A 17,252-nucleotide genomic window follows, 5' to 3' on the forward strand; every position below is an offset into this window, starting at 1 on the left:
GTAAGAAGTTCAAAATATTGAAATAACACTCATACAAAGTTATGGTCTTAAACAGATTTATAGAAGCATATTGTTTATATTGACAGTGAAACAAGCATGGTAATACGAACACAGACTCCCAATGTAATGAAATTGAAATATTACAGTCATTTCTTGTACCTAGTATCTTCATTTTATCACGTTTTAACAATCGATAACCCATACTGTGCATTACTTTTCGAGAAAGAAAGTTCGTATTTTATACAGACGAAATGAACTGCCCTTATTTAGTATCCCTTCAAGAGGAGGCTGAACTTTGCTTAAATCAAAATCTAAAACAGTAATATTAGCTATCACCGTAACGATGATGGCAGTTGGCTTAATCATCTTCCCCCAGGAATCTTTTGAAGCTTCCAAAGGTGGGCTGAATATGTGGTGGAAAATTGTTTTTCCTTCTCTCCTACCCTTCTTAATTTTCTCAGAGTTATTAATCAGTTTTGGTGTTGTGAGATTCATTGGAGTCATACTCGAGCCGTTCATGCGCCCTTTATTTCGAGTACCCGGAGTGGGCGGTTTTGTCTGGGCGATGGGACTTGCCTCCGGGTTTCCAGCCGGAGCCAAATTCACCGTAAGGCTTCGTCAAGAGAAACAGGTGACCCGCATTGAGGCTGAAAGACTCGTTTGCTTTACTAATTCATCAAATCCATTATTCCTGTTTGTTGCCGTAGCTGTAGGGTTTTTCCATAATCCTCAATTAGGTATCATCCTTGCACTCTCCCACTACCTAGGAAATTTTTGTGTAGGAATTTTAATGCGCTTTTACCGTTGGAATGAGGAAAAGTCCCCATCGAAAGAAATTACCAAACTACCTTCCATTAGACAAGCATTTAGGCAGATGCATCTAACTCGGCTAAAAGAAAAGAGACCATTTGGAAGTTTGCTTGGAGATGCTGTTCTATCCTCCATTCAAACTCTTCTAATGATTGGTGGATTCATCATTCTTTTTTCGGTAGTCAATAAACTTTTATTTCATATGAATATTACCGGACTGCTAGCCTCGTGGATCGGAGGAATTTTGCATATTATGAATTTCCCTGATTCTTTAAGCCTCCCGTTCATTTCAGGGTTGTTTGAAATGACTCTTGGCTCAAAATTAACCAGTTCAGTCGAAAATGCGAGCCTCCTTCAGCAGACAATACTGACAAGTTTCATCTTAGCTTTCAATGGATTCAGCATTCAAGCGCAGGTAGCCAGTATTATAGCTGCAACAGACATTCGGTTCAAGCCATTTTTTCTAGCTAGAATAGCACATGGTTTTCTTGCTTCCATTTTCACTGTTTTGCTATGGGAGCCATTATATAAAGGCAATAATTACAGCGGTAACCCATTCAATGCCTTCCCAGTCAGCGGATTGACCGGTGAACGTGCAAGCTCTCTTTATCAGAATATGCTTGATTTCGGTCCGTTGTTAACCCTTGCTTTTTTAACCCTTTACATCATGATATTTGCCAAACGATTATTCAAAGGCCTTTCTTAAATTGAAAAAAGAGCATTGGCTAGGTCGACAATGCTCTTTTTTCTATTCTTTTTATTGCTTATACTTCTTAGTCAAGGCTTTCTGTACAACAGGAGGCACTAGTTCAGAAATATCACCGCCATATTTCGCAACCTCTTTCACGATACTTGAGCTCAAGAAAGAATATTGATTTTTTGTCATGATAAAGAACGATTCTATGTTATTGTTCAGGAAACGGTTCATTGAAGTTCCCTGCATTTCATATTCAAAGTCAGAAGTCGCCCTTAATCCTCGGATAATCGCATTCGCGGAAACGCTTTCAGCATAGTCGACTGTCAGTCCCTGATAGAAATCCACCTTAACATTTTGCATATGAGCCGTAGCTTCTGTAATTAACTCCAGCCTTTCTTCTACCGTAAACAATGAATTTTTTGCTGAATTGTTCACAATGACCACATATACCTCATCAAACACATTCGCTCCCCTCTGAATGATATCAAGATGACCAAATGTGATTGGATCAAAACTTCCCGGACAAATCGCTATTTTTGACATTCATAGTTCCCCCTGTTCGTTTACGTTCCCCCAATGATAAATCGTAACAGCAATGACACCATAAACTTCTTTTCTCTTAACAGTAAAATCGCCAACTTGCTCAGGCAATGTAACATCATGGCCATGCTCACAAACAATATACCCCGTATCGCTTAGCAATCGGTTTTTATGTATTTCTTCAAGTAAATCCACAAGCTTTTGTTTCTTATAAGGTGGATCAAGAAAGACTAATTGAAAAGTTATTCCCCTTTTCACCAAAGCTTTCAATGCACGTTCTGAATCATTTTTGTAAACCTCTGCACGTTCTGAAAACTTACATATTTCCAAATTTGCCTTAACCGTTTGATTTGCTTTAAAGTCTCGATCTACAAATATGGCTTTATCCATGCCCCTGCTTAATGCTTCAATTCCTAGTCCACCGCTACCAGCAAACAAGTCAAGCACGAGCCCGCCTTCGAAATAAGGACCAATCATATTAAAAATGGATTCTTTCACTTTATCCGTAGTCGGCCGGGTTCCTGTTCCCGGTACAGCCTTTAGTGGTCTTCCTTTACAAATTCCAGAAACGACCCTCATCATTCTCACCACATTTTATGACAAATTTCTGTTACTTTCCTATCCTAACATATTAGAAAAAGCTAGCCAATAATAAAAGTCAATTCCTTCTTCCTAATGCAAACATCAAATTATATTTTCCTACACCTAATTACAAGTCACCTATTCTTCATCCATTCTTTTTATAAATCTCTTACATTTTGAATAATTAAGTTGTTTTTGGCAATAATGTGAATAACAACATTCCTTATTAGGTGTTGTTGCCAACCGCGGAGAAGGCTTACGTTTCCCCATAAGTTCTTCCTCCGGTTTCTCCTCTCCCTTTGCCTTCTAGTCCTAAGTTAGACATAGAAGGACCCTGCAGATTTTTGCAGGGCTTTTTTTTTGATAAACCTCCATTACTCATGGGTCTTTGTCATGATTAGACAATGAAATTGTCCTTCTCTTTTATAGGAGAAAATGATAAAGTAATGAATAATAAGTTAGTTAGGAGAGGTTTAATTGATTCAACGTTTTATTGAACTTGGACAAGGATATTCTGATATATATGAGCTGCTTGAAGTAGGACGCAATCAAAAGCATCGTGTTGCAAGGCTTTTAGCTCTGCACACTACGATAAATGATAAAAAGGTGACTTCATTAGTTATTGTAATGCAGCCTACAGATCCAGGGAAATTCCAACCGCTTTATATTTGCCGTGAAGGAATTCCGAACCCTCATGTTACCGTAAACAAACGCTATGAGCTTTTCGAGAAATTAGCAGAGGAACTAGATAAATCCATTATTGAAATCGATGTAAAATCTTCCGTCCTCTTTGCAGAAATCGAGTTATACTATCAGCATTTGATTGGTATATTGCGAATGAATAGATATCTGCCTCCATTAGGTTAAAGAAAAATAGATGTCCCGAATTAAAAAAGCTGACTCCGCATGAGTCAGCTTTTTTTAAATTCCCATTTTATAATCATATTCTTTCGCTTTATCTGGTTTGGAGTTTTCAAATTCCATTTTCAAAAAAGGCTTATAAGATAGGTCCACTTTTTTTACAAACGAATAATTATTCAGCTTTTCTACCAGTGGTTCGACTTCATCCATGTTTGTATAAAGGACTACATATTTCAATTTTTTTGAAACATAATGGATATTCCCGAATTTCCTAAGCATTTTGGCTTGTTTTAATGTATGTAAATAGACGATAATTCCTTGTCTCGCTCCAAGCATATTAATAACTCCCTTTTATAAAGGTTTTAACTAAGTTTAGCATAGCAGAATCTGTACTTTCAACCAAGAAAAAAAGATTATAAACTAAATTCTCTTACTATTATGAATATAAATAATACGAAAGGAGCCGAAAAAATATGGATTTAGACCAAATCTGGAATCAATTTATCGGACATCTAGTAGATAATGAAGAGATAATCCAAGCCTCGGTAAAGAAAATTACAGGCATTCCATTTATATATATTCATTATTCTCTGAAGGAAAAGGAAAACGAAAAAAATAATCTCTTTCTCTTAATAAAAAAAGCTTCAAGCCGTTCAATGCGCGGCAAGCAACTCCATTGTGAAACCGTTTTTGTCCGGCAGGAAAACCAATTATATGTTTTTCGCCATCGTTTTTATGTACCACAACAAAAGATGTTTTGCTGCGGGAATCTCTGCCCGGACTGTATCTTGTTTCGAAGTTAACACTGCTATAAAAAAAAGCCTGGAAGGACCAGGCTTTTTCCTATTAAGCTGAGCAACCACAACTTCCACCGGTACCGCAGCTTCCGGTTGAGCATCCACCTGAAGATACAAAAAATGGATTTCCCGCAGGGGTTTTAACTTGCTCAGAAACTGCCCGGCCAATTCGTCCGCTGATCTCGTCAAGTACGGATTGCAATTCCGTCTCTGCCCTCTTAAACTGGGCAACAGTAGGATGCATATCCATATCTCGTTTGGCTTCTCTAGTCTCTAAATTGATACGTTTGTAGTCCGGATGATATTTACCGAACCTTTGAACATCTTCAAACAGATCCTTTAGAGAGGTAAACTTTGAAATCTTCTGCTGTGCATCTTTGTCGCTCTGTAATTTATATAAACTAAGGAGATATTCTTCTCCTATTTCAGATTGAAGGATAACTTCAGCTAATCCATCAGCCTGTTGTAAAATGTCGATAATTTCCATAGTAGCAAGCATAAACAAGCTCACCTCCACCATCATTTTAGCATTTCTTCCTTTCATATGCTAATGGTTTGATTAAATAGAGGAAGTGATATGTACCTCAAACTCTTTTTGCAATCCTGTTGTTTTACCTGCACCATTCAAAATCTCCAGCTTAATCTTATGCATGCCATTTGGAACATCCTTTAAAATAAAAGCCGCTGTTCGCATATTTTTTTTCTTTTGATTATCAATAGATACCGCCACAGTTGCCAATTGTTTGGGATTTGTTTCAGAAAAACCATAATCCTTTAGATAGCATTCAACATATACAGAGTTCCCTTTCACAAAAGTTTTCACCTGAAAGTCCTCATCCAAATTTCGGACGGTTGATACAGTGGTGGCAGCTTTTAAGTTAGAAACTTCTTGTATTGCTTCTAAATTTTCAGGTTCCGGTATTTTCTTTCCACAACCTGTCGCTGCCATCAACACTGTTAGAACCATAATGAACCTTTTCATATCATCGTCCCCCTTTTGCCTTTATTGTTCGCCAAAAGGAGTAATTTACTCTTTTTTTCTTCATTCTCCTGGAGTATTCATCGCTTGAAACATATGAAGCATCATGGAAGCAACCTGAACGCTTTCCGAAAATTTAGAAACCCGATGTGGAATCGACTTCTCAAAATAGTATTTCGCTTCTGTTTCGAATAAGTCCACTTCATGAGGATTCCGCATTAACCTTTTGTACCATGCAGGTTGAACCCTCAAGTAATTACGCATATCTTCACTTGTTTGAATGAATTCATATACATTCTGCCGCATGAAAAGTCCCCCTCCTCTTCGCTACTTAATCTTTGTTAAATATAAATGGATTCGCTCTTTGCCCTTTGTCCTTCGGGGGCGGAGTGGAATCACCACCTGATTTATTCCCTTGGAAAGCCGATAGAACTCCCTGTATTGCCCCAATGGCCTGATTGGCATTTGTAATATATTGTTGTATCTGACCCATATCCATATTTTTAACTGCACTCATTAACGAACCTATCAACTCCGTACTTTGATCGCCCTTTTCTGACTGTGATTGAGGTTCAGACTTCACTATAGATTCATTCAAGCTGCCGTCAGCCTGCCAGCGTGGATGATCTTCACCGAGTAAGTACCATTCTTCAAAAAGTTCCTGCCATGTTGCTTGCTTGTTTCTCACTTCATTTACTAAATAAGGATGCTCCTTGACAAACTCCCGAAACCCATCGACGGAGGGGCGCTTTTTTTTTGCCATTACTCTCACCTCACACTAAAACATCGCCTATGTTCACCATATGCAAAAATGAAATAAAAAGTGCATGGCATTTCTATTCCGAATTTTATTGCATTTCCTTATAGTATAATATTAGAAAATGAGGGGGGATTTTCATGATAGATTTCAGGGATTTAGTAGAAGACTTTCAAAAACTGGCAAAGTCAGCAGATGAAACGGAGTTAGCCGTTTTATCGGGAATAATCTCAGGATTACAGGCAAAAAGAGAACAAAAGAAATATTCCTATATTTCAAGCCTATTGCAGTTAAATAAGGATGTAAGCCATACCTCACTTACAATGACCATGCCTAACACACCACTTGTGCACAATGAATTGCATATTACTCACGGCGGAATGATTGCTACTTTGATAGATTCAGGTATGGGAATTCTTGCTAACTCAACAGTTTCAGAAGGGTACGCTACAGTAACGACAGATATACAAGTTCGGTATGTAAAACCCGCTATTGGTAATCATTTAACATGTAAGTGTGAGTTAATACATAGAGGCAATAAAACGATTATCGTCGAAGGAAAGGTATACCGTGATGATGGCGAACTTTGCGCGGTATCGACAGGCAACTTTTTCATCTTGAAAATGAAATAATAAGAAAATAAAAACGGAGCCCACTAGGGATCCGTTTTTATTTTCTTATGAAATTCTGTGTATAATACTTTTTATATACCCCTACACCCAAATCCGTAAATTCCTCATTCAGTATTGCATCCCGATGGCCCTTACTATTTAGCCAGCCTTCCATGACTGCCGCTGCATCAACATAATTGGTAGCGATATTTTCCCCTGCTGCGCTGTATTTAACGTGACCTGCGTTCAGACGCTTTTCCAAATCCCCTTTTGTTTCAGAAACGTGAGTTCCTTCAGGAGCATCCTTCATATCACGGCTATGAAGGTAAGCAACATCGGCTGTAGCTTCATCCCATTCTAGAGGCTCCAAACTAAATCTGTTTCGCATGATATTCGTAATATCGAATATTTGCTGTCCATTGCCTTCCTCCACCTTTCCCCAATCTTCCTCTGAAAGATCCTCAACCATCACAAGCTTACCACGGTAGGTCAACTCATAAGGCTTTTGTTTTAAAAGGGTAGAATCATTCAAAAACCGAACACTTGATACCGTTCCTGAGAATTTATCCAAATACAACTGTACATAAATATCCCCAAGTTTAATCAAAGGCCTCATATTCATATCTTCCTCTGACAATTCAAAACGATAGGAACTATCGCCAACCTCAATATCAACAGTCGGTTCTACATACAAACTAGAATAGATGGCATCAATGGATTGTCCGATTTTAAATGGCGCAACATTAACCTTATCACCTATACCATATGCAGATACCACTTTTTCATTTTCAATGGCTAATTGAAAATAATTACTATAGTCTTTTTTATAAACCCACCAATCATAGCCATAAGCGGACATATCAATTCGATCAGGTTCTCCGAATTCTTTTTCTATCTCTTTCGCATTTTTCCCAATTGTAACTGCCAAACCTTCTGTAGCTTCAGTCACCTCTTCTTTTTCAGAAGAAGTACTTTTCTGATTTATATGTTCATTAGGGTTAACACCTTTGTTACCATCAATTAGGGGATTACTTTCATCTTCACCGCCGATATTAAGATAAATACCGATTACAAAAAAAATAATAATTAATACCGTTACCTTACCTAACCTGCGCAGAGGAACACTCCCTCTCTCTATCTAATTTATGTATCCAATGCTCACATCTTTCTTTCCTGATTATATCATTGTTCAATCATAATTTTCTAATTTACAATAGAATGCCACTTCAATTAATTTATTATTAAAAAGTGGAACTTTTGTGAATGATGAAAATACCATGTTTGAGTTCATTGCAACTTGCACCATTTCGTACTATTATAAAATATAGGATAAAATGGTATATTATAAACATACTGGAGAATTATTTAAATATTTTATGTACATAACATTTTCCTGGTATGTCATTTTAATTCTCAAATGTAAACATAGGAGGTACTACTCGTGAAATTTGAAAGCTTTGGAATCGAGAACATCACAGCCGACTTAAACCGACTAGATGACCTAATGCCACAATATGGTTTAATACGTGCAGAACAATGGGATTACGAAAGAGTTAGTTACGATCGTAAATTTGAAATAAAAGAAGGCACGTTCTACCTGCGAATACTTGGCTTTGCTACAGAAGGCGATGTAGGCGCTCACAGAGCCGTCATCAAACTAATGGTTCCTCTATTAGGAAAACACTATTATCCACACGGCGTTGAATACGGCGAAGGAGAGGACTTCCCTGCTTCATTAGTGAAACAAAGTGAAAAAATCCTTGCTCAGATTAAAGAAGAACTCACACAATTTAATGGCCTGTAAAAGCCTTTAGCAAAAAGTGCGGTAAAAAAGAGGGTGTCTATAGAGGCTCTCTCTTTTTTTAATATCTATAACAAAAGCCTGATGCTTTTTTGCACCAGGCTTTTTCTTTGTTTTAAAACCCTAGAATTGCCTTTATTAAAGATGTTGTTTCTCCACCATGATAAATGACATAAAGTAGAATATAAACTGCTACTCCTGTGATTCCAGTGAAAAACCAAATAATACTTGTCGTAGGCCCAATTTTTTTATGGATGGCAAAATTGCCTTTAAACCCAGTTGTAAGCATAATAATTCCCAGAACAGCTCCTGTCGTAGCAAGTGTTATGTGGAAAATCAAAAAAATCGTATAGTAAATTTTAATGTCATCAGGTCCACCAAATGACGTACTACCAATAAAGACCGTACGTGAAAGGTAGATAGTGAAAAAGATTACCGCAAAAACCGCAGCTACCATCATTGTCTTCTTATGGGTCTCGATTTTGCGCTGTTTAATTTGATACCAGCCTATTGCAACAGTGATGGCACTTAATACAATGAAAGCTGTACTTATCGTTGGAAGGATTGGTAAAGACATAAGAATTGTAGTCCTCTCTATATTTATTAATCAACTACCATTTTATAAGAGGTAATCATAAAATTCAATACAATCAAGGATTATTAACAGAATGCTCACTTTTATAGAAAAGCCAAGTCTGCTCACTAGCTTTTGCGATTTGTAAAAAAGGCGACCCCTTTTCCCTATTAAAGACTTCGTTAGACAGCAATGCAAAGGCAATGACATCATAAAAAAACTTGTCCGTTAATAGACAAGTCTTTTATGATACGACTATTCTATGGTCTGAAATTCTGAAGGAATCGGATCGATCCCATTTTGCTCTCCATTCTCCTTTTTGAACCAAGCAAAGAAAATGACTCCTAAAACATATCCTAATACTATTTCTTGAATAACCTTCATTAGTACCCCGCCAAGCTGCTGATCTTCAAGCAAAGGCAGCCCATTAAACATTTCTGGACCACTGAGTGTTAAATTGGACAATGCTGAAGCAGGCACGCAAAGCTCCATCGCACTGGCCCATGATTCTGCATTCGTAAACGTATCATACATCGGATAATCAGCAAAGATGATTAATGCGCAAGCTGGTGTCATTAAAATACCACTGCCAAAAATATAAGCTACTTTTTTAACACCTGATAGACTTTCTTGTTCTGTAAGTTGATTAACGAGAGGAAACCACATCAGAACTGCTGTCGTAAATAAGATCACCGTGTAGCCAGCATGAATCCAAATCCCCGTTTTAATAAAGTCAAAAACTAACGGGATATGGTACAACGAGAAAAGAACATTAAATAGTAAAAGAGCCACGAGGGGTTTCGTGAAATACTGAAATAATGGTTTCACTCTCCTTAAACCTATAAAGGATCTCCAGAACCAGTCTGGTATCGCAATGATAAATAATGGTGGAATCACCAAGTAAAGTAGAGCCATTTGAAACATATGGGCACTGAACATGATATGACTCAATAAATCCAACGGGGAACCCTTTACCATGTAAAGAAGGAACATTGCTAATAAGAAATAAGTTGCCTGCTTTACGGAAAGTGATGAACTCCCCGGAAACTTCCCTCTGTTTTTTGTCACCAACCAAAAATATCCAACTGTTATAAGTACGAGGGCGGCAAAAAAGTATGGACTCCACAAAGCACGAAAGCCGAAAATATCAATAGACAAAAAATCACCTCGTCATAAACTTTTTATTATTTCAATTATACCTAAAATAAAACTTAGTAACAAATATAGATAAACTTGGATTATTTTCCTAACAAATGAACAAGACATAAGAAAACCGGCTATTAATCAATAGCCGATTTTCTTTATGGTTTATAACCAAACAATCGTTGTGAAAACGAGGACAGTTATTAAGCCGACTGCAAGGCCAGAGAATAAAAACAATGCAATAGTACCATGCCCTTTGTGCTTCATATGCATAAAATAATACAATTGGAAAACCACTTGTACGACTGCCAGTAGCAAAATGACTGGTTTAATGAACCAATGTGAAAATCCTTCAATTCCTACTGCAGCAAAAGCAATTAATGTAAAGAAAATCATAAGTGTAAATGATATCACTTGATGTTTCATCTCTTCAGCATTTTTCTTACGGCGATATTTTAAATCGACATTCGGGTTCGCTGAATTTGATTGTTCATTCGCCATCAGTTATCCCACCATTCCCATTAAGTATACGACTGTAAAGATAAACACCCAGACTACATCAATGAAATGCCAATATAGACTTGCAACATAAAATTTAGGCGCATTATATAAATTCAAGCCCCTTCTTGCATTACGAACCATCAGCGAAATGATCCACATCAAACCGAAAGCAACGTGTCCTCCGTGAAAGCCGACTAACGTATAGAAAGCGGAGCCGAACGCACTACTCGTAAAAGTATGATGATATTCATGAACATAGTGATTAAATTCATAAATCTCAAGACCTAGGAAAGCAAAACCAAGTGCAACCGTAATCACAAGCCAAGCCTGCATTTGTTTAAAGTGATTATTTTTCATATGATACATTGCATACACACTAGTTAATGAACTAGTCAATAACAGCATAGTCGCAACAAAAGTAAGTGGTAATTCGAATAAATCTTTTGCTAGGGCTGCATCACCATTTGGAACTTTATCCTTTAAAGCAAGGTAAGTTGCAAATAGTGAGGCGAATAATACCGTCTCTCCACCAAGAAACAACCAGAATCCCAAATACTTATTTTTACCTTCTAAAGTCGCTTTCTCGGGAGAAGCAGGCCAAGTAGCATCCGTGAATCTTTCATCTGCTTGCATTATGCCTTACCTCCCTTATCTTTATCGTCCATAAGGTCTTCTTTATGAATATGGTATCCATGATCGTCTTTAACGGAACGGATTAACATTGAACCAAATGTAATCAAAAGTCCAACAATGATTATAGGTAGGGTCCATGTCTTATCATCCATATTATATAAAGCACCGAATGCAGCTACAAATAAACCGAAAGCAATCGTTAGAGGAAGAATAGATGAATTTGGCATATGGATGTCTCCAAGTGGTTCTGCAGGAGTCATTTCCTTTTTCCCTTCCATTTTTTCAACCCAGTAAGGATCTAAACCACGCACAAGCGGAAGTTGTTTGAAATTATAAAATGGCGGTGGTGATGGAATAGCCCATTCAAGCGTACGACCATCTCCCCATGGATCATTGCCTACTTTTTCATTTTTCACAGATGTTATGATTATATTGATGACCATTACCAAGACACCAAATGCCATTAAGAAGGCTCCAACGGTACTAATCATATTACCTGTATTGAGACCTTGATTGTCCAAGAATGTAAATACGCGACGAGGCATCCCCATCAGCCCTAAGAAATGTTGAATAAAGAATGTTAGATGGAAACCAATCAAGAACGTCCAAAATGTGATCTGCCCCAATTTTTCATTTAACATAGTTCCAAACATCTTCGGCCAATAGAAATTGATTCCAGCCAATAAACCTAATACAACCCCACCGACAATTACATAGTGGAAATGGGCAACAACGAAATAACTATCATGGTATTGATAATCAGCAGGTGCGGATGCGAGCATGATACCTGTTACGCCACCCATGGTAAATGTAGGTATAAAGGCAACTGCATAAAGCATTGGAACCGTGAACTTGACGCTTCCTCCCCACATCGTAAAAATCCAGTTGAATATCTTAATACCTGTTGGTACAGCGATAGCCATGGTAGCCACCGCAAAGATTGCATTTGCGATAGGACCTAAACCAGTGGTAAACATATGATGGGCCCAAACCATGAAACCTAAGAAACCGATTAAAACGGTTGCAAATACCATCGATGAATAACCAAACAATCTTTTTCTTGAGAATGTCGCAAAAATTTCAGAAAAAATACCAAACGCCGGAAGAATCAGAATATATACTTCTGGGTGACCGAATATCCAGAATAAATGCTCCCAAATAATCGTATTACCTCCAGCTGCTACATCAAAGAAATTCGAGCCAAACATCCGGTCAAACATCATTAACACTAATCCTACAGTAAGTGGAGGAAAAGCAAATAATATTAATGCAGAAACAACAAACGTTGACCATGTAAACAGCGGCATACGCATGTAGGTCATACCTGGCGTACGCATATTTATAATGGTTACAAGGAAGTTTATCCCTGCAATTAATGTTCCCAATCCAGATATCTGTAATCCTAGGACGTAAAAATCAATACCATGGCCTTCCGAGTGCAATGAAAGTGATGCATATGATGTCCAGCCCGCATCAGGTGCTCCCCCTAAAAACCATGAAAGATTTAAAAATATACCTCCAAAGAAAAATAACCAAAAACCTAATGAATTTAAAAATGGGAACGCAACATCACGAGCCCCTATTTGCAATGGCACAACTGCATTCATTACAGCGAATACTAACGGCATGGCCGCCAGGAAAATCATCGTCGTGCCGTGCATGGTCAAAATTTCATTATAAAATCCGGCACTTACAAAGTCATTATTTGGGATTGCAAGCTGGATACGAATAAACATCGCTTCCAAACCGCCGATCACAAAGAACAATCCGCCAGAAATAAGATATAAGATGGCGATTTTTTTATGGTCTACCGTCGTCAGATAATCCCAAATCGTAGCGCCAAATCCTTTTTTATTAGCGTACGTACTCACGATTTAACCTCCTTAATCAATGTTCTATTTTCCTTCCACCTTCAGCTCTAAAAGATAAGCTGCTAGTGCATTAATTTGCGAATCTGAAAGTTCACCGTAAGTACCGGTCATCGTGTTACCCGGTTTATACTTCTCAGGATCCTTAATCCAATTTTTCACATTTTCTTCAGTATGATCCAAGACTCCAGCTATTTTCTCACGTTCACCAAATGTAGCTAGATTTGGAGCTTGACGTGCAGCCTCAGGTCTACTGTCATTAGGCGTAACCGCATGACAACCGATACAGCTTTGGTTAAAGACGTCTTCACCCTGTTTTGCTAAATCACCAGTAACAGCGGGTTCTTTTGCAGACTTCATATCTTTAGTCCATGCTTCAAAGTCGGTTTTAGATTTTGTTACCACCTTAAAATCCATCAAAGCATGGGAAGGTCCGCAAAGCTCAGCACATTTCCCATAAAATAAATTGTTCGAATCTTCTGCCTTTTTACTATCGAATTCTAAGAAAAACTGATTAACTCCATCTGTGTTTGTATCCATCTTTCCTCCGGCAGCCGGTACCCAGAATGAATGCTTAACATCTGAAGCAGTTAAATTGAAATACACTTTTTGGTCAGTTGGTACGACCAAATCCTGACTTGTTACAACACCAAGGTCTGGATATTCAAACTCCCACCAATAAAGGTTCGCCCTAACATTCACTACTAGTACGTCCTTCGTCTTTCCATCCTTATCTTTCTTATCCATTGCTTTTGTGTCAGCTAAGTCAAAAGTTGTGACGACAGTTGGAACAGCCAGAACAATTAAAAGAAGGATAGGAATAACAGTCCAGATAATTTCAAGTTTATGACTTCCTTCAATTTGTTTCGGTATTGTTTCGTCGCCTTCCTTTCGGCGGAAGCGCAGTAACACTACAACGAACAAAATAACCACAACAATAATAACCAGTACCATGATTAACGTACTCAATATCAGTAAATCATACTGAGATTGCGCAACATTGCCAGCTGGCTTCAGTGCGGATAGAAATGGTTCGCCGCAGCCCGAAAGGACAAGTCCTACAATACCCAGCAAAGCAATTAGGCGCCATTTGTGCAGCCTTTTTTTCATAGCTTCAGAAACCCCTCTTTCGTCAAAATTTTCTCACAAAAATAAAAATGGGCGCAATTGCGAATATTCTCTCTATGTCAATTTCTAAAAAAAAGAAAGAATCCCTAATCTAAGGAATTATTAAAATAGGCTCATGTAACCGCTCTTATGAAGTACTCTCTTGATGCGTTCTTAGTTTATATGTATGGTTGACGGTTAGTGGACAATTATTTATAAGTAAGCTGCAGCCTGTCAAGGAACAGGCTGCAAGATACATTATTTAACTAATACTAAATGAGTGTGACAATAACCATCGCTACAAATAAAATGGTCATATAGTTTAAAGAATATACAAACATGGATGTTGCCCATTTAACATCATCTTTCTTTCTATACCCTTTTATTCCTATAATAAGCCAACCTGTGCTCAATAAAGCAGCCAGAACAACTAACGGAGTTCCTAAAGGTGTTAAAAAGAAAGGAATAAACATTAATGCAATAATCCATAACATTATCGATCTTTTTGCGGCCTTGAATCCTTTTACAACTGGAAGCATTGGCACTCCCGCTGCACGGTATTCCTCGACACGTCTCATTGCAAGCGCATAAAAATGAGGAGGCTGCCACAAGAACATAATCGCGAACAAAACCCAAGCCATAGTATCAAGACCCGGATCAACGGCAGCCCAACCAATAAGTGGAGGAACGGCACCGGAAATGCTGCCTATAATTGTATTTGAGACAAATCTCCGCTTAAAAACCATTGTATATAAGACAACATAGGCCAATACGCCAAATGCACCGATTATGGCTGTTGTCATATTAGTCAAAGCGAGTAAAATTAGTCCAGCAGCAATCAAGCCAAAGCTTAGTGCCAATACCTTTGAAGGCTGTACTTTTCCAGTTACTGTTGGCCGATTTTTCGTTCTTTCCATTAAATGATCGATATCACGATCATAGTAATTATTAAAACTGCAAGATCCTGCCATAATGAGCGCCGAGCCTGCAAGCGTATAAAACACTACATCAAGATTACTTAAGAAGCTAAGCCCTGAAAAATGAAGGGCTAACCATACTCCGGTAAAAGCTGTAATTATATTTGAATTGACAATCCCCACTTTAATAAGTGAGAGAAAATCCTTCCAAGCTGTTGTTTCCGGTATATCCGATTGAAGGGCGGCTTTACTGTCCTCCATGACAGCTTCTGACATACCCCTTGTTTCTGACATTTGTTTTCCTCCTTTAAATCATTCACCAAAGACGTAAATGTAAAAAAAGTTACTTACAGATACTATAGAACATTATTTCATACTTTTCGATATTTGTAACCAAGGAAGCGTAAACAAAAAGTAAACTATTTACCAATGACCGTTGTCAATGGAATCCTTCGAGAACTTTTATTCTTTATATCATGCTTAATAACAGTAAAATTTAGTAAAATCATTTCTTCAATATATTAAAACACATTTTTGGAAGCTTTTGTGAAATTTTTTTGGGTAATTTTTGACCAATTTGTGTCGCATGAGTTTTACTGTGTTTGCTTGTTGTTTCATGTCTTTTATTAATAACATACATAGTCAGTTATTATCATCATCCCCTAGGCTCTATCTCTATTTTACTCCTACTTAAAGATTTACACTCCCTTTATTTCTATCAAAGTCTCTTGTAACTTTCAACTATTTCCGGCATTTTAATTAATAGGTATAATATTAACCGAACTTGTAAAATCATTCTATTTTGTGTAATATCAAGAAAGTTCGACAAATATTTATGCAATACATTATGCTATTATCAAAGTATGAAATTTATGGAACTAACTAATTTGGCTCCAGAGAAAAAGGTGGGACTTCTAGTGAAATCGTCTCTTAAATGGTTTGCTGTTTTAACTACGATTGTAATGCTTTTCATCTTACTTGGTGGAGCTTTAGTCACAAAGACGGATTCCGGCATGGGATGTGGCAGGTCCTGGCCATTGTGTAATGGTCAATTGATCCCTGACAAAATTACGCTTGAATTAGTTATTGAGCTTTCACATCGACTTGTTTCAGGTGCTGGAGGGTTCATGGTTTTAATTTTATCTTATATGTCCTGGAAAAATATAGGTCATATTCGTGAAGCACGCTTTTTATCTGTTATTTCTTTTAGTTTTCTAGTTCTTCAAGGGCTTATTGGAGCAGCAGCGGTTCTTTGGTCACAATCTGATTTCGTTCTCGCTCTCCATTTTGGTATATCACTAATTTCCTTTGCTTCTGTCTTTTTATTAACACTTTTGATTTTTGAAGTCGACAAGAAGTTCGAAGCTGAAAAACTTATAGTTGATAAACGGATGAGATTTCATATTATTGGCATATTGATTTTCAGCCTAATAGTCGTATATACGGGTGCACTTGTGAGACACACAGAATCTAGTTTAATCTGTAAGGATTGGCCATTATGTGTAAATGACAGCCCTGCACTCCCTTCCAACCTTTATGAATGGGTTCAGATGGGTCACAGAGCCATTGCTGGAGCAATATTCATTTGGGTATCTTACGTGTCATTTATTGCACATAAACATTACAAACATCAAAAAGTAATATATGGCGGTTGGATTGCTGCATTCATTCTCGTTTTTTTACAAGTTACCGCTGGAGCCTTTATTATTTTTTCAAGACTTAATTTATATATTGCATTGGCACATGCATTGTTCATAGCTTGCTTTTTTGGCGTAATGAGTTATTTATTGCTACTGACTTCTAGAAGCAAGAAAAATGCATTAGCCAGTGCAACACATACCGTTAACGGACAAGATGAGCAGCCAGACATAACGCCAACCATACCCGCTCGTTAATGTCTGATTCTTCAATTAATAGATTCTAAAAAAGCCATCATTCCTCTGAATGATGGCTTCAGACTGTAGACAAACTCGATAAAAATCGAGTTGAACTGCCCCGTAAATGTTAGACACCAAACTAACATTTACGGGGTGTTTTTTTATGGCTAAATTTTCTGCCGAACAGAAAATATTTA

The 17,252-nt window shown here is 37.6% G+C and carries 21 protein-coding genes; 6 read left to right on the top strand and 15 right to left on the bottom strand.

Annotation, left to right across the window (positions count from 1 at the left end; all coding sequences use genetic code 11):
- Positions 1-295: 295 nt before the first annotated feature.
- A complete protein-coding gene (gene ylbJ, locus ACQKMR_RS23765; RefSeq protein WP_427699496.1) occupies positions 296-1,516 on the top strand; it encodes a sporulation integral membrane protein YlbJ in 1,221 nt (406 codons plus the stop codon).
- Between the two features lie 51 nt (positions 1,517-1,567).
- On the opposite strand, the gene coaD is transcribed toward ylbJ, so the two are convergent.
- On the bottom strand, positions 1,568-2,050 hold the full coding sequence (coaD, locus tag ACQKMR_RS23770) for a pantetheine-phosphate adenylyltransferase (protein ID WP_427699497.1): 483 nt from the start codon (positions 2,048-2,050) through the stop codon (positions 1,568-1,570).
- A complete protein-coding gene (rsmD, locus tag ACQKMR_RS23775) occupies positions 2,051-2,626 on the bottom strand; it encodes a 16S rRNA (guanine(966)-N(2))-methyltransferase RsmD (RefSeq protein ID WP_427699498.1) in 576 nt (191 codons plus the stop codon).
- 480 nt (positions 2,627-3,106) lie between these two features.
- On the opposite strand from rsmD, the gene ACQKMR_RS23780 reads away from it, so the two are divergent.
- Positions 3,107-3,496 carry a DUF7147 family protein gene (locus ACQKMR_RS23780; protein WP_057213494.1) on the top strand — a complete coding sequence of 130 codons (390 nt, stop codon included), beginning with the start codon at positions 3,107-3,109 and terminating at the stop codon, positions 3,494-3,496.
- Between the two features lie 54 nt (positions 3,497-3,550).
- On the opposite strand, the gene ACQKMR_RS23785 is transcribed toward ACQKMR_RS23780, so the two are convergent.
- On the bottom strand, positions 3,551-3,826 hold the full coding sequence (locus ACQKMR_RS23785; RefSeq protein ID WP_402868136.1) for a YlbG family protein: 276 nt from the start codon (positions 3,824-3,826) through the stop codon (positions 3,551-3,553).
- 137 nt (positions 3,827-3,963) lie between these two features.
- On the opposite strand from ACQKMR_RS23785, the gene ACQKMR_RS23790 reads away from it, so the two are divergent.
- Positions 3,964-4,293 (top strand): hypothetical protein, encoded by a 330-nt coding sequence (locus tag ACQKMR_RS23790; protein ID WP_427699499.1) that lies wholly within the window; start codon positions 3,964-3,966, stop codon positions 4,291-4,293.
- Between the two features lie 43 nt (positions 4,294-4,336).
- Here the strand turns inward: ACQKMR_RS23790 and ACQKMR_RS23795 are convergent, their stop codons facing one another.
- From ACQKMR_RS23795 to ACQKMR_RS23810, 4 genes are read right to left on the bottom strand one after another with little or no spacing between them, the layout of a single operon-like run.
- On the bottom strand, positions 4,337-4,786 hold the full coding sequence (locus ACQKMR_RS23795) for a YlbF family regulator (protein ID WP_427699510.1): 450 nt from the start codon (positions 4,784-4,786) through the stop codon (positions 4,337-4,339).
- Between the two features lie 60 nt (positions 4,787-4,846).
- Positions 4,847-5,269, bottom strand: a complete 423-nt coding sequence (locus ACQKMR_RS23800; RefSeq protein ID WP_427699500.1) for a hypothetical protein — start codon at positions 5,267-5,269, stop codon at positions 4,847-4,849.
- A 60-nt stretch (positions 5,270-5,329) separates the two neighbouring features.
- The gene (locus ACQKMR_RS23805) at positions 5,330-5,572 is read right to left on the bottom strand and encodes a YlbE-like family protein (RefSeq protein ID WP_427699501.1); all 243 of its coding nucleotides are present in this window, start codon (positions 5,570-5,572) and stop codon (positions 5,330-5,332) included.
- Positions 5,573-5,597: 25 nt separating this feature from the next.
- The gene (locus tag ACQKMR_RS23810; RefSeq protein ID WP_427699502.1) at positions 5,598-6,029 is read right to left on the bottom strand and encodes a YlbD family protein; all 432 of its coding nucleotides are present in this window, start codon (positions 6,027-6,029) and stop codon (positions 5,598-5,600) included.
- A gap of 134 nt (positions 6,030-6,163) precedes the next feature.
- Here ACQKMR_RS23810 and ACQKMR_RS23815 point away from each other — a divergent pair, with 134 nt between their 5' ends.
- The gene (locus ACQKMR_RS23815; RefSeq protein WP_427699503.1) at positions 6,164-6,655 is read left to right on the top strand and encodes a PaaI family thioesterase; all 492 of its coding nucleotides are present in this window, start codon (positions 6,164-6,166) and stop codon (positions 6,653-6,655) included.
- A gap of 37 nt (positions 6,656-6,692) precedes the next feature.
- On the opposite strand, the gene ACQKMR_RS23820 is transcribed toward ACQKMR_RS23815, so the two are convergent.
- The gene (locus ACQKMR_RS23820) at positions 6,693-7,583 is read right to left on the bottom strand and encodes a CAP domain-containing protein (protein WP_427699504.1); all 891 of its coding nucleotides are present in this window, start codon (positions 7,581-7,583) and stop codon (positions 6,693-6,695) included.
- Positions 7,584-8,075: 492 nt separating this feature from the next.
- Here ACQKMR_RS23820 and ACQKMR_RS23825 point away from each other — a divergent pair, with 492 nt between their 5' ends.
- Complete coding sequence (locus tag ACQKMR_RS23825; protein WP_053345208.1) at positions 8,076-8,438, top strand: YugN family protein; 363 nt, start codon at positions 8,076-8,078, stop codon at positions 8,436-8,438.
- A 112-nt stretch (positions 8,439-8,550) separates the two neighbouring features.
- Here ACQKMR_RS23825 and ACQKMR_RS23830 read toward each other — a convergent pair whose 3' ends face one another.
- The 7 genes from ACQKMR_RS23830 to cyoE all read right to left on the bottom strand — a co-directional run bounded on the left by ACQKMR_RS23830 (position 8,551) and on the right by cyoE (position 15,472).
- Positions 8,551-9,012 (bottom strand): DUF420 domain-containing protein, encoded by a 462-nt coding sequence (locus ACQKMR_RS23830; RefSeq protein ID WP_053345207.1) that lies wholly within the window; start codon positions 9,010-9,012, stop codon positions 8,551-8,553.
- A 252-nt stretch (positions 9,013-9,264) separates the two neighbouring features.
- Positions 9,265-10,167 (bottom strand): cytochrome c oxidase assembly factor CtaG, encoded by a 903-nt coding sequence (ctaG, locus tag ACQKMR_RS23835; RefSeq protein ID WP_427699505.1) that lies wholly within the window; start codon positions 10,165-10,167, stop codon positions 9,265-9,267.
- Between the two features lie 150 nt (positions 10,168-10,317).
- Positions 10,318-10,653 carry a cytochrome c oxidase subunit IVB gene (gene ctaF, locus ACQKMR_RS23840; protein WP_056526510.1) on the bottom strand — a complete coding sequence of 112 codons (336 nt, stop codon included), beginning with the start codon at positions 10,651-10,653 and terminating at the stop codon, positions 10,318-10,320.
- A 3-nt stretch (positions 10,654-10,656) separates the two neighbouring features.
- Positions 10,657-11,286 (bottom strand): cytochrome (ubi)quinol oxidase subunit III, encoded by a 630-nt coding sequence (locus ACQKMR_RS23845; RefSeq protein ID WP_098175429.1) that lies wholly within the window; start codon positions 11,284-11,286, stop codon positions 10,657-10,659.
- Positions 11,286-13,157, bottom strand: a complete 1,872-nt coding sequence (ctaD, locus tag ACQKMR_RS23850) for a cytochrome c oxidase subunit I (protein WP_427699506.1) — start codon at positions 13,155-13,157, stop codon at positions 11,286-11,288. Before ctaD ends, ACQKMR_RS23845 begins: the two co-directional genes overlap by 1 nt.
- Before the next feature lie 24 nt (positions 13,158-13,181).
- The gene (coxB, locus tag ACQKMR_RS23855) at positions 13,182-14,264 is read right to left on the bottom strand and encodes a cytochrome c oxidase subunit II (protein WP_427699507.1); all 1,083 of its coding nucleotides are present in this window, start codon (positions 14,262-14,264) and stop codon (positions 13,182-13,184) included.
- 269 nt (positions 14,265-14,533) lie between these two features.
- Positions 14,534-15,472 carry a heme o synthase gene (gene cyoE, locus ACQKMR_RS23860; RefSeq protein WP_427699508.1) on the bottom strand — a complete coding sequence of 313 codons (939 nt, stop codon included), beginning with the start codon at positions 15,470-15,472 and terminating at the stop codon, positions 14,534-14,536.
- Positions 15,473-16,095: 623 nt separating this feature from the next.
- On the opposite strand from cyoE, the gene ACQKMR_RS23865 reads away from it, so the two are divergent.
- A complete protein-coding gene (locus tag ACQKMR_RS23865; protein WP_427699509.1) occupies positions 16,096-17,073 on the top strand; it encodes a COX15/CtaA family protein in 978 nt (325 codons plus the stop codon).
- Positions 17,074-17,252: the final 179 nt, after the last annotated feature.

Source organism: Peribacillus sp. NPDC096540 (genome assembly GCF_050278525.1).
Lineage (GTDB): Bacteria > Bacillota > Bacilli > Bacillales > DSM-1321 > Peribacillus.

Coding starts and splice junctions, on each gene's coding strand:
- coaD (WP_427699497.1), bottom strand. CDS start 2,050: ATGTCAAAAATAGCGATTTGTCCGGGAAGTTTTGATCCAATCACATTT.
- rsmD (WP_427699498.1), bottom strand. CDS start 2,626: ATGAGGGTCGTTTCTGGAATTTGTAAAGGAAGACCACTAAAGGCTGTA.
- ACQKMR_RS23785 (WP_402868136.1), bottom strand. CDS start 3,826: ATGCTTGGAGCGAGACAAGGAATTATCGTCTATTTACATACATTAAAA.
- ACQKMR_RS23790 (WP_427699499.1), top strand. CDS start 3,964: ATGGATTTAGACCAAATCTGGAATCAATTTATCGGACATCTAGTAGAT.
- ACQKMR_RS23795 (WP_427699510.1), bottom strand. CDS start 4,786: ATGCTTGCTACTATGGAAATTATCGACATTTTACAACAGGCTGATGGA.
- ACQKMR_RS23800 (WP_427699500.1), bottom strand. CDS start 5,269: ATGAAAAGGTTCATTATGGTTCTAACAGTGTTGATGGCAGCGACAGGT.
- ACQKMR_RS23805 (WP_427699501.1), bottom strand. CDS start 5,572: ATGCGGCAGAATGTATATGAATTCATTCAAACAAGTGAAGATATGCGT.
- ACQKMR_RS23810 (WP_427699502.1), bottom strand. CDS start 6,029: ATGGCAAAAAAAAAGCGCCCCTCCGTCGATGGGTTTCGGGAGTTTGTC.
- ACQKMR_RS23815 (WP_427699503.1), top strand. CDS start 6,164: ATGATAGATTTCAGGGATTTAGTAGAAGACTTTCAAAAACTGGCAAAG.
- ACQKMR_RS23830 (WP_053345207.1), bottom strand. CDS start 9,012: ATGTCTTTACCAATCCTTCCAACGATAAGTACAGCTTTCATTGTATTA.
- ctaF (WP_056526510.1), bottom strand. CDS start 10,653: ATGGCGAATGAACAATCAAATTCAGCGAACCCGAATGTCGATTTAAAA.
- ACQKMR_RS23845 (WP_098175429.1), bottom strand. CDS start 11,286: ATGCAAGCAGATGAAAGATTCACGGATGCTACTTGGCCTGCTTCTCCC.
- coxB (WP_427699507.1), bottom strand. CDS start 14,264: ATGAAAAAAAGGCTGCACAAATGGCGCCTAATTGCTTTGCTGGGTATT.
- cyoE (WP_427699508.1), bottom strand. CDS start 15,472: ATGTCAGAAACAAGGGGTATGTCAGAAGCTGTCATGGAGGACAGTAAA.